This is a genomic window from Pasteurella atlantica (assembly GCF_963693435.1).
In the GTDB taxonomy this organism is placed as follows: Bacteria; Pseudomonadota; Gammaproteobacteria; order Enterobacterales; family Pasteurellaceae; genus Phocoenobacter; species Phocoenobacter atlanticus.
The window spans coordinates 2,152,445-2,164,094 of the sequence record NZ_OY856306.1; the positions used below are offsets into that span (position 1 = coordinate 2,152,445).

At 33.2% G+C, this 11,650-nt stretch carries 10 protein-coding genes and 1 riboswitch; of the genes, 2 read left to right on the forward strand and 8 right to left on the reverse strand.

The features are described 5' to 3' along the window. Positions 1-11: 11 nt before the first annotated feature. The 3 genes from U9966_RS09850 to nrdB form a co-directional block, all read right to left on the reverse strand. The gene (locus U9966_RS09850) at positions 12-1,337 is read right to left on the reverse strand and encodes a patatin-like phospholipase family protein (RefSeq protein ID WP_306346402.1); all 1,326 of its coding nucleotides are present in this window, start codon (positions 1,335-1,337) and stop codon (positions 12-14) included. A gap of 99 nt (positions 1,338-1,436) precedes the next feature. Then, on the reverse strand, positions 1,437-1,685 hold the full coding sequence (yfaE, locus tag U9966_RS09855; protein WP_211599103.1) for a class I ribonucleotide reductase maintenance protein YfaE: 249 nt from the start codon (positions 1,683-1,685) through the stop codon (positions 1,437-1,439). Continuing rightward, the gene (gene nrdB / locus U9966_RS09860) at positions 1,685-2,815 is read right to left on the reverse strand and encodes a class Ia ribonucleoside-diphosphate reductase subunit beta (RefSeq protein WP_306346403.1); all 1,131 of its coding nucleotides are present in this window, start codon (positions 2,813-2,815) and stop codon (positions 1,685-1,687) included. The genes yfaE and nrdB overlap by 1 nt, the downstream gene beginning before the upstream one ends. Before the next feature lie 335 nt (positions 2,816-3,150). On the opposite strand from nrdB, the gene rlmN reads away from it, so the two are divergent. Both rlmN and pilW read left to right on the forward strand, forming a co-directional pair. Further along, positions 3,151-4,254, forward strand: coding sequence for a dual-specificity RNA methyltransferase RlmN (gene rlmN / locus U9966_RS09865; RefSeq protein ID WP_306346480.1), 1,104 nt, complete (start codon positions 3,151-3,153; stop codon positions 4,252-4,254). A 13-nt stretch (positions 4,255-4,267) separates the two neighbouring features. After that, a complete protein-coding gene (pilW, locus tag U9966_RS09870; protein ID WP_211599132.1) occupies positions 4,268-4,837 on the forward strand; it encodes a type IV pilus biogenesis/stability protein PilW in 570 nt (189 codons plus the stop codon). A gap of 91 nt (positions 4,838-4,928) precedes the next feature. Here pilW and sohB read toward each other — a convergent pair whose 3' ends face one another. The 5 genes from sohB to nagZ form a co-directional block, all read right to left on the reverse strand. Further along, positions 4,929-6,011: a protease SohB gene (sohB, locus tag U9966_RS09875; RefSeq protein ID WP_306346404.1), complete on the reverse strand. Its 1,083-nt coding sequence runs from the start codon at positions 6,009-6,011 to the stop codon at positions 4,929-4,931. 18 nt (positions 6,012-6,029) lie between these two features. After that, on the reverse strand, positions 6,030-7,331 hold the full coding sequence (folC, locus tag U9966_RS09880; protein ID WP_306346405.1) for a bifunctional tetrahydrofolate synthase/dihydrofolate synthase: 1,302 nt from the start codon (positions 7,329-7,331) through the stop codon (positions 6,030-6,032). After that, positions 7,331-8,239, reverse strand: a complete 909-nt coding sequence (accD, locus tag U9966_RS09885) for an acetyl-CoA carboxylase, carboxyltransferase subunit beta (protein ID WP_306346406.1) — start codon at positions 8,237-8,239, stop codon at positions 7,331-7,333. Before accD ends, folC begins: the two co-directional genes overlap by 1 nt. Positions 8,240-8,653: 414 nt before the next feature. After that, positions 8,654-10,180, reverse strand: coding sequence for a Na+/H+ antiporter NhaC family protein (locus U9966_RS09890; RefSeq protein WP_306346407.1), 1,527 nt, complete (start codon positions 10,178-10,180; stop codon positions 8,654-8,656). Between the two features lie 102 nt (positions 10,181-10,282). Continuing rightward, positions 10,283-10,461: riboswitch (Lysine riboswitch) on the reverse strand. 153 nt (positions 10,462-10,614) lie between these two features. Continuing rightward, on the reverse strand, positions 10,615-11,640 hold the full coding sequence (gene nagZ / locus U9966_RS09895; protein ID WP_306346409.1) for a beta-N-acetylhexosaminidase: 1,026 nt from the start codon (positions 11,638-11,640) through the stop codon (positions 10,615-10,617). Positions 11,641-11,650: the final 10 nt, after the last annotated feature.

The following is an 11,650-nucleotide window of genomic DNA, read 5'->3' on the forward strand; positions in this document are numbered from 1 at the left end:
CTTTACTGAAATTATCGTAATACTTTTAATACTTCCTGATAATCAACGGATTGATCTAGAAGAATTTTGGCAGATTGTTTTAATTTATTGACATCTTCTTTAGGTAAATAAAAAGAAGTGTCAATATTTAGTACTTCATCTCGTAATGAAGAGGTCGGTAAATCTTTTAAGTTTAAACTCACAAAATAGATCTTAATATTTTGTTGCTTTTTATTCCATTCATCAACCAAGGCTCTAAAACTATTCAGGGTATTTTGTGTGTTACTATCAATAGGGACATTGATAATCGCATTCACAATATCAGAAGTATTAGGAATATCTGCGGATAAATCTACATTACTCGTAATTTGATTTTGAGCATTTACGTTAATGACAATGACATTTTTGATATTAGATTTTTTTAAATTATTTTTAATACCTTGAAAGCCCCATAAATTATAGGTATCAAGTAAACTGCGTAATCCTAAATTATCCGTCAACCCACCATCAACTAAGTGAATAAAAGGTCTTTTTTGACTATTTTTATATAAATCTTTTTTAGTTTGTATTTCATTTTTATTTTTCCCCGCTTCTGTTGCTTTTATTACGCTAGTTTTTTTCGAAGGATAGCAACTACCCCCATTATTGTTAAAAGTAAGAGGGCTAAAAATTAATGGTACAGCACTAGATGCTGCAACCGCTCTGGCAATTTTCACTTTTTTTAAATCTAAGCAAAGAAGATCAAAATCTTCTTGAATAAAATTAAGACGTTGTCCCATATTCATATCTGTGGCACTAATTACAGCAAAAGGACCTTTACGATGATGAAGGAGATCGTCAAAAGTGTTGTCTTTAAAAAGGGCTGAATTAAGCTGTTCTGCAAGTAAATCACCCCGTCCAAATTGAGGTGAAGTTAATCGAGATATTGTAGAAACAGAGAGTGCTTCATTGACTATTTGTTGTTGAAAATCATACTTTAAAAATTGCTCTTCAAATTGAGGAATGACGTTTTTTCCTTCCAAGGCAAAATAACTTGCTAACACAGAACCACCAGAAACCCCATAGACCAAGTCGATATTATCCAATAAAGTCCTTCCCTTAGCGGTAGGATTAATTTCAGTTTTTGCAAATTGCTCTAAGACACCATAACCTAATGATGCTGCACGATTTCCCCCACCTGAAAACATCAAAATAATAAGATTTTTATGTTGTTTATTTTTGGATAATACATTATAAACTCGATATCCATTATTGGTATTAATTTGATTAATCGTTTCAACAGGATGATATTTAACAGAACTACAAGCCGATAAAAAAGAGAGCATAAATATGCTTAAGAATATAGCACGTTTTATCATTTTAAGGTTATTCCTAAGAGTGAAAGTATGTTACATCGATAATGCTTAGTTAGTAATATTTTGTAAATTTCTTACAACATCCTACCGCTTTAAGTAAAGTTAAAACTTTATTTCTAAATTTTCTTCAACTACGCAACAACAAGTAAGAATTTCGTTACTTTTTAGCATCGCTAAAGGAGGTTGTTTATAAGAGACTTTGCCACTTTTTATTTTTATTCGACAAGAACCACAAAAACCCATTCGACATTGATATTCAGGAAAAAATCCATTTTTTTCTAAGGTTTCAAGTAATGAGTTTTTGTTATTATGTTCCAGTATCACTTGGCTATGAATTAACCGAATTTGCATTACAAATCAAAGTCATCAAAATCTTGAGTACTGACTTTTGAATCAATTTGTCCAACAAGATATGAACTCACTTCAACTTCTTGTGGTGCTACCTGTACATTGTCTGACACTAACCACGAATTAATCCACGGAATTGGGTTTGAACGTACTTTAAACGGAAGATCTAACCCTACGGCTTGCATACGAGTATTAGTAATATATTCCACATATTGAACTAAAATATCTCGATTTAAACCAATCATTGAACCATCTTTAAATAAATAATCCGCCCACTCTTTCTCTTGTTCTGCGGCTGCAACAAATAGATCATAAGCCTCTTGACGACACTCTTTAGCAATTTCTGCCATTTCAGGATCATCTTCTCCTGATGCCATTATATTTAAAATATGTTGAGTACCCGTTAGGTGCAATGCCTCATCACGTGCAATAAATTTAATAATTTTAGCATTACCTTCCATTAATTGACGCTCCGCAAAGGCAAAAGAGCAAGCAAATGAGACATAAAAACGAATAGCTTCTAATACATTTACACTCATCATACAGAGGTAAAGTTGTTTTTTTAACGTTCTTAGTGAAACTTTATGATCTACACCATCAACCTTATAGATGCCTTCTCCATATAAGCTATAAAGCTGTGAATCACGAATTAGGTTATCATAATAAATAGAAATATCTTTTGCTCGTCTAATGATTTCTTCGTTAGTCACAATGTCATCAAATATGATTGATGGATCATTAACAATATTACGAATAATATGTGTATATGAGCGAGAATGGATAGTTTCAGAAAAAGTCCAAGTTTCAATCCAAGTTTCTAATTCAGGAATAGAAACAATAGGTAACAATGCTACATTTGGACTACGACCTTGAATAGAATCCAATAGCGTTTGATATTTTAGATTACTGATGAAAATATGCTTTTCGTGTTCTGGAAGGGCATTATAATCAATACGATCCTGTGAAACATCCACCTCTTCAGGTCGCCAAAAAAATGACAGTTGTTTTTCAATCAGCTTCTCAAAAATTTCGTATTTTTGTTGATCATAACGAGCAACATTGACATTTTGACCAAAAAACATTGGCTCTTTTAATTGATCGTTCTTATTTTGTGAAAATGTTGTATATGCCATATATGAATCCTAAATATAAAAAAACATTGTGACCATTTTACGTCAAAAATGGATTAAAAACTATTTTTTTAAAATATAGGGAGTATCTATCCCTCTATATTACATTTGCAAATTTTAAAAATAATGTGACTGCTTAAAATTAATCATAAAAAAGACTAGCATAAAATTATTGAGGTAGGTAAAATCCCCTTCTTTAAATGCTTTTGCAAAATAATCAATTTTTGCCATAATCCGTGTAATAACGAGGCCTAATGTCACAACAAAACACACAAAACAGCTCCGCTCAATCCACGAAGGTTGCAGTGCAGCATCCAAAATCCGATAAAATCAATTTAATGAATTTAACGCGTTCACAAATGCGAGATTTATTTAAAGAAATGGGTGAAAAACCTTTTCGTGCCGATCAAATGGTGAAATGGATTTACCATTTTGGTGAAGATAATTTTGATAATATGACCAATATTAACAAAGTCTTGCGTGAAAAATTAAAACAAATTGCGGAAATTAAAGCGCCTGAGGTTGCTGTTGAACAACGTTCAGCCGATGGAACAATCAAATGGGCAATGCAGGTAGGCGATCAACAAGTTGAAACAGTGTATATCCCAGAAGGGGATCGTGCAACATTGTGTGTTTCTTCACAAGTAGGTTGTGCGTTAGAGTGTACTTTTTGTTCTACCGCCCAACAAGGTTTTAATCGTAATTTAAACGTGTCTGAAATTATTGGACAAGTATGGCGAGCCGCTAAAATTATTGGTAATTTTGGTGTAACAGGTGTGCGACCAATTACTAATGTAGTAATGATGGGAATGGGTGAGCCATTATTAAATATGAATAATGTGGTGCCTGCAATGGAACTAATGTTAGATGATTTCGCTTATGGTTTATCAAAACGTCGTGTCACCCTTTCAACATCTGGAGTCGTTCCAGCATTGGATAAAATGCGTGAACAAATTGATGTTGCTCTAGCGATTTCTTTACACGCCCCAAACGATGAAATTCGTGATGAAATTGTGCCAATCAACAAAAAATATAATATTAAAATGTTGATGAATTCTGTGAATGAATATTTAAAAGTATCGAATGCGAATCACGGCAAAGTAACCATTGAATATGTAATGTTGTCTCATATTAATGATGGCATAGAACACGCCCATCAACTGGCTGAAGTATTAAAAAATACCCCTTGTAAAATAAATCTAATTCCGTGGAACCCATTCCCTGAAGCACCTTATACCAAAAGTTCTAATTCTCGTATTGATCGTTTTCAAAAAACATTGATGGAGTATGGTTTTACTGTTATCGTAAGAAAAACACGAGGAGATGATATTGATGCTGCTTGTGGACAGCTTGCAGGTGAAGTGATAGACCGAACCAAACGAACCGCTGAAAAGCATAAGTTTGGGAAAAGTATCAATATTCAAGAACAGCAAACACATTAAAAAGGAAACTATGATGAAAATTGCAAATTTTTATTCAAATCTTACCGCTTGTATAATTGCTTTGACTTTGACAGGTTGTGTTTCTACATCAACAGAACACTCAATAAACAAAACAGAAGCAATGCAAGCAAGACTCAACCTTGCACTTGCTTATTTAAAAGAAAATAATTTTCCAAAAGCAAAATTAAATATCGACAAAGCACTGGAACATAACAATCAGCACTATTTACCTTATTCAGTACTTGCTTATTACTATCAACAGACAGGTAAAGTTTCAGATGCATCACAAACCTATCAACAAGCGGTTACATTAAGTCAAAAATTTACAAAAGATCACCAACCTCGTCCTGATATATTAAATAATTATGGGACTTTTTTATGTAAACAAGCCCAATTTAAACAAGCTTATAATTTATTTGAACAAGCATTAACAAGTAAACAATCTTATTATCATCAAGCTGATACGCTAGAAAATATTATACTTTGTGCTAAAGGTGAGAAAAACCATACTCAAATGAATAACGCATTAATTCAATTAAGAAAAATAGATAAAGAACGAGCAGAGAAAATTAGTTCAATGTGAGTGATCTAAAGAATTATTTACTTAAGCGGTGACTTAGATAAAAGATTTTGCAAAATTTTAGTTTTAAGTTACCGCTTTAAAATAATTATATTTATAACATTGAAGAGTGTGATTTATTCAATAATTTGGTCATCAATCTTTCTGCACTTTGTTCAAGTTCGATACCAAAGCGTTTTAAGACATTTTTCTTTTGAGTAAATTTCACTTCAATAACCTCTTTTTCTTCAATGGCGTTTAAAATTATATCATCACTGGTTGAAATTTCATCAACTAGTTTTAGATCTAACGCTTGTTGTCCAAACCAATGTTCGCCAGTTGCCACTTTTTCAATATTTAATTGTGGGCGATGTTGTGTGACAAATTGTTTAAATAGTTTATGGGTTTCTTCCAATTCTTGTTGAAATTTTTTCTTACCTGCTTTGCTATTTTCTCCCATTAAGGTGACCGTACGTTTATATTCACCAGCTGTCATTACATCAACATCGACATCGTGTTTTTTCAGTAAACGATGAATATTTGGTACTTGTGCAACTACTCCAATTGAACCAATTACCGCAAATGGCGCTGAAATAATTTTATCTGCTACACAGGCCATCATATATCCACCACTTGCTGCAACTTTATCAACAGTGATAGTTAAAGGAATATGTCGTTCTTTTAGGCGTGCTAATTGTGATGCAGCCAAGCCATAGCCATGAACGACACCCCCTGGGCTTTCTAACTTTAATAATACTTCATCATACTCGGGTCTGGCTAAGGCAACGACCGCATCAATTTCTTTACGTAAGCAATCAACACCACTTGCCATTATGTCACCGTTAAAATTTAATACAAAAAGACGAGATCTCACCTCTTCTTCCTGTTCATTTTCAACTTCTGGATTTTTAGATTTTTTAGCTAATTTTAAACGTTTTTTCTCTGCTTTTGCCTTTGCTTTTTGCTCTTTTTTCTCTGCTTTCTCTTTCGCTTTTTGCTCTGCTTCACTTAAAAAGAAATTACCTAAGGCGGTCTTGCTTTCTTTATATTTTTCCGTTAAATTTTTAACTGAAATTTCACCTTGTTGTCCTTGTTTTTTACTTTCTAATACCATCATTACAATTGCAATGACGACGCCAAATACAGTTAATAATTCTAATAAGAAAATACCGTAATTTAATAAAACTTCTTTCCACATAATGTGTTGTATCCTTTTTTAATGTTTAATTGATAATAAAAAATCGCTCACTGTATGAAACGAACCAAAAACAAGAATGACATCTTTTTCAGTTGCAATATCAAATACTTTGTTTGTTGCTTGTTCCATATTTTCATAATGATAAGCGGTTACATTTGGTATGAAATTTACCATTTTTTCTAAAATTATTTGACCTCTTTGTCCTCTAAAACAATCTAAAGTTACACAATGCCACTCATTAATAATATCTTGTAGTGGTGTAATAATTCCATTTAAATCTTTATCTTCCAAGACACTAAATAGCGCATAAATTTTTTGATGAGGTTGTTTTAATTGAATTAATCGCTCAGCTAAATGACGAGTAGCGTGAGGATTATGTCCTACATCAACAATAACTTGTGCAAGCGGTATTTTTTTTGAGAAATTTACAAAATCTTGTTGTGTTAAAAATTGAAATCGTCCTGTTAATTGAGTTTCTATAACCGCTTCTTCAATAATGGTTTCACTGATCTTAAAAGGTAAATGGGTTAAAACGGCGAGTGCTGTTGCAACATTTGGATAGGGAATTTTGGGTAAAGCAAGATTTTCAAAACAAACTTTATCAGATTGCCAAATAAAGCGGTCAGATTTGATTGAAAATTTGTAATTTTTATCACAAATAAATGCTTGGCACCCTAGTAATTTAATTTGCTCAATAATACTTTGAGGACAATCTTTCTCTCCTATTACAACAGGAATATTTGGTCTAAAAATACCTGCTTTTTCTCGTCCTATATCTTCTCTGTTATCTCCTAAAAATGCGATATGATCAATATCAATAGAGGTAATCACTGCAAAATCAGGATCAACAATATTAGTCGCATCAAGACGACCACCTAATCCTACTTCTAAAATCACTACATCTAAATTTGCTTGCTTAAACAGATCTAATGCTGAAAGAGTGCTGTATTCAAAATAACTTAATGATACTTTCTTATGTTCTGTAATTTTTACAAAAGAACGAATATGTGCGTCATCATCTAATAATTCACCATTAATCCGTACTCTTTCGTTATAACGTATTAAATGTGGTGAAGAATAAACACCTACTTTTTTCCCTGCTTTAAGTAATGCAGTTTCTAAAAATTTACAGGTTGAACCTTTGCCATTAGTTCCTGCAACAGTAATGATATAAGGTGCGGGTTTAAGTAAATTTAACGTACAAGCGACAGATTTTACTCGCTCCAAACCTAAATCAATGGCTTTACAATGACTTGTTTCTAAATAGGAAAGCCACGTTTCTAAAGAATTCGTGGCTTGAGGAGAACTCATTATTGTCATTAGGCTGTTTCTTCTGTAACCTGCTCAGTCAAAAGCAATACTTCTTCTTGAAAAGGCGAAGGTTGATTTGTCATTTTAGCGACTAATCCTGCTAGAGTATCTCGCATTTTGCTACGATGTACAATCATATCTAATGCACCGTGGTCTAATAAAAATTCAGCACGTTGAAAACCTTCTGGTAAGGTTTCACGTACGGTTTGTTCGATAACACGAGCACCAGCAAACCCGATTAATGCTTTTGGTTCTGCAATATGAATATCACCAAGCATTGCAAAACTTGCAGATACACCACCAAAGGTCGGATCTGTCATTACAGAAATAAAAGGCACGCCTTTTTCTTTTAATTTTGCTAATACCGCACTGGTTTTTGCCATTTGCATAAGTGAGAATAATGCCTCTTGCATTCTTGCACCACCAGAAGCGGCAAAACAAATGAAAGGAATATTTTCTTCTAGTGCTTTTTCAGCCGCTAATACAAATTTTTGCCCAACGGTTGTACCCATTGAACCACCCATAAATTCAAAATCAAATGCAGCGGCGACGACCGGCATTTTATAAAGAGTGCCTTTCATTGCAATAAGAGCATCTTTCTCTCCTGTTTGCTTTTGGGCGGCATTTAAGCGATCTTTATATTTTTTTAAATCTTTAAATTTTAAAATATCCTGTGGTTCTAATTCTGCACCTAACTCTTCCATACTATTTTCATCAAATAGATTTAATAAACGCAAACGAGCAGGCACTCGCATATGATGATCACACTTAGGACACACTTGCATATTACGTTTTAAATCTTCAACATATAAAATTTGCTGACAACTTGTACATTTTGTCCATACTCCCTCAGGAATACTTGCTTTACTACTTTGAGATGATGATTTTGTACCTAAAATTCTTTCAATCCAGCTCATTTTTTAACCTTTATATTTCTCTGAGAAAACGATGTAATATTAAACCATAAAATGGCTATTTTGGGTATGTTAAATTATAAATCTTACTTAATAAACATAGAGCAAAATTATACTTGAACAAAAAATATACACATTAATAAAACAACCCTTTATTTTAATTTGGAAATAAACTTTATTACCATCGTCCAAGCATAAACAAACATTAATCAAATAGTTTTTGTTTAATATTCAACCTTTACAAGAAAATAAATAACTAAAAATATTATAAGTTTTAAAAGTATAAGCTTGTCCTGATTTAATAAATATAAATAAAATATCTTAATCTCTCATAGCAAAGCGGTTAGATTCTTATTAAAATTTGCATATTTTAACAATTATCTAACCGCTTAATATCTTCAGAAAATAGTGAATATATTAACTGGCTCTCTTTTTAAAGATTAAAATCAAAGTAGTAAAGACTACTGCCGTAACAACAAAACCAATAAGCATTGAGCCACTAAATCCTAATGCTAAATAACCTAAAGTTGTAGTGGCTGCGACTAACATTGCATAAGGAAGCTGTGATGTAACGTGATCGATATGATTACACTGTGCTCCTGTTGAAGATAAAATCGTCGTATCTGAAATTGGAGAGCAATGATCACCACATACTGCTCCTGCCATTACAGCCGATAAACAAGGTAAAATTAATGTAGGATCTGCATTTGCTGCCATTGATGCTGCTATTGGAAGCATAATACCGAAAGTTCCCCAGCTTGTCCCTGTTGAAAATGCCATTCCAGCAGCTAGAATAAATAAAATTGCAGGTAAAAAGCCTGAATGAATATTCCCGACCACTAATGTTGACAGATATTTTCCTGTTTGCATATCTCCTACTACACCATTAATTGTCCACGCAAAGCAGAGAATAAGAATAGCACCTAGCATTGATTTTGCACCAATACCCCAAGATTTAGTATATTCTGAAAGGTTAAATCTACCATCAATGATAAGACAAAGTGTCGCTACAATGAGTGACATCACGCCACCCACAACTAATGATATTCCTACCGTTGTATTTTCAAAAGCACCTAAGATACTGAATGCTTTACCATCACTAGCGAGAGCTTCATAACCCGTATAAATCATCATTGTTACTGTTGCTAAAATAAGTGTTATAATGGGCAATAATAAATTACGCACCTTTCCTTCTTCTATTAAAGACTCTTCTTCAACCACTTCTCTATTCATTGCTTCTTTTTCAAAACGTGCCATTGATGCGATATCAAAAGAAAAGTAAGAGACGACAAATACCATAATCATAGAAAAAATAGCATAAAAGTTCATTGCACTCATTGTCATAAATGCACCAAGTGGTGAATATTGTGTAATTGAATGAGTGGCTAATAATCCTGCCACTAAGGTAATAATGTATGCTCCCCAGCTAGAAATAGGCATTAACACACACATTGGTGCAGCGGTCGAGTCAAGAATATAAGCAAGTTTGGCTCGAGAAACTTTGAATTTATCGGTAACAGGACGTGCAATGGCACCCACTGCTAAACTATGAAAATAGTCATCAATAAAGGTAAAAAAGACCAAGCTAGCAGCCATTAATTTTGCACCACGTCTTCCTTTTATTCTTTTTTGTGCCCAATTAGCAAATGCTTGGTTACTGCCTGAAATACTTAATAATGTGGTTAATACTCCTAATAAAACAAGGAATAGTAGAATATTTACACTACCAGAATTAAGCCCTCCATCAGTGTAAACCAATGAAATAAAACTATCTTTTATATAAATTAAGCTATTTAAAATATTACCATCAGCGAGCATAAACGCACCGACAATAATCCCAATACTTAAAGATAGAATTACTTTACGAGTAAAAATAGCTAATAGTAGTGCCAATAATGCGGGTACTAATGACCATATAGAATGGGAATAATCAATTAAGTTCATAAAATCCTCTGTGTTGTGTTTACAAGAAGATCGAACAAAAAGTAGAAGGAAAAAGAATTGCTAGAGATGAAGAATTTAATCAATTTAGAACAGATTTTACTCTTAACTAGTAGCACTCCATCATTCTTATATAAAAAATGATGACAGTGTTATCCCTTTCGGAAATAACCCCAACCAATCAAAGTGACCTTCAATTGATTTCGGCAAATACACCTTTCTTCTATCTTCAACGTTATCCACTCAAATAGAATACTCTTTGTATTCGCACCTCTACGATCTGTAAGATCAAGAGTAGATTACATTAATAACATTATTTTGACAAGTGCTAAGATAAATTTTTTAGCTCCTTAAATTCAATAACAAAGTGCAATGTTTGAAAAATAGTAATTGAAATGTAAGAAGGTGTCGCATTATACTTTTAATCTAAATTCATTTTAATCTTCACTATTTTCTTTAAATTCTAACCATTGTTCTTGGAGCTGACTTAATTGTTGAGAAGATTTTTTCCAACGAGAGCTGGTCTGTAATTCTTTCCAGTTAATATTACGGTGTTTGAGTAAAGATAGATGACGATCTTTATGCTCTTTGGTTGGTGTATATTTTAGGTTATCTAAGACCTGAATAACGCCCTGTCGCTCATTACAAAGCAGTAATAAATCACAACCTGCATTTAGGGATTTTTGACTTCGTTCGACATAATCCCCCATAAAACTTGCCCCTTTCATACCCAAATCATCAGAAAAAATAATACCATTAAAATTAAGTTGTTTACGTAAAACGTCCTTTAACCAATAACTTGAACCGCTTGCGGGTTGATTGTCACATTGTGTATAAATCACGTGAGCAGGCATAATGGCGGAAAGTTTATTTTTCTGAATTAAACTTACAAATGGCTGAATATCTTGAGCAAAAATCTCTGTTTTAGCGCGGTTATCAAAAGGTGTTTCCAAATGTGAATCAGCAACTACGTGACCGTGACCTGGAAAATGTTTTCCTGTTGTTGCCATTCCCACTTCTCGCATTCCATCAATAAAACTTTCTGCGATGGGTAATATCTCAGAAAGTTTACTACCAAATGAGCGATCACCAATGGCTTTACATTGATGTCCTAAATCCAAGACAGGTGCAAAACTCAAATCAATATCCAATGCTAACATTTCTACTGCCATCACCCACCCAGCCTCTTTGGCTAGGTGAGGCTTATTTAAAGCAAGAAAAGATTGCATTGCAGGAAGCTGAGTAAAACCATTTCTAAAACGTTGTACTCTGCCCCCTTCTTGATCAACTGTAATCAATAACGGTTTCTTTACTTGAGAACGAATAGCGTCAATTAACGCCTGAAGTTGTTCTTTATCGTAAAAATTACGACTAAAGAGAATTAACCCAGACACAAAAGGATGGGCTAATATCTCTTTTTCTTCTTGAGTCAGTGTTTTACCTACCAGATCTATAAGTAACATAATAATTTTT

What these genes read in the sequence shown, in the direction of transcription:
- nagZ (WP_306346409.1), bottom strand. Translation starts at nt 11,640, where the DNA reads ATGTTACTTATAGATCTGGTAGGTAAAACACTGACTCAAGAAGAAAAA.
- folC (WP_306346405.1), bottom strand. Translation starts at nt 7,331, where the DNA reads ATGACAATAATGAGTTCTCCTCAAGCCACGAATTCTTTAGAAACGTGG.
- U9966_RS09890 (WP_306346407.1), bottom strand. Translation starts at nt 10,180, where the DNA reads ATGAACTTAATTGATTATTCCCATTCTATATGGTCATTAGTACCCGCA.
- accD (WP_306346406.1), bottom strand. Translation starts at nt 8,239, where the DNA reads ATGAGCTGGATTGAAAGAATTTTAGGTACAAAATCATCATCTCAAAGT.
- rlmN (WP_306346480.1), top strand. Translation starts at nt 3,151, where the DNA reads ATGAATTTAACGCGTTCACAAATGCGAGATTTATTTAAAGAAATGGGT.
- pilW (WP_211599132.1), top strand. Translation starts at nt 4,268, where the DNA reads ATGAAAATTGCAAATTTTTATTCAAATCTTACCGCTTGTATAATTGCT.
- U9966_RS09850 (WP_306346402.1), bottom strand. Translation starts at nt 1,337, where the DNA reads ATGATAAAACGTGCTATATTCTTAAGCATATTTATGCTCTCTTTTTTA.
- sohB (WP_306346404.1), bottom strand. Translation starts at nt 6,011, where the DNA reads ATGTGGAAAGAAGTTTTATTAAATTACGGTATTTTCTTATTAGAATTA.
- nrdB (WP_306346403.1), bottom strand. Translation starts at nt 2,815, where the DNA reads ATGGCATATACAACATTTTCACAAAATAAGAACGATCAATTAAAAGAG.
- yfaE (WP_211599103.1), bottom strand. Translation starts at nt 1,685, where the DNA reads ATGCAAATTCGGTTAATTCATAGCCAAGTGATACTGGAACATAATAAC.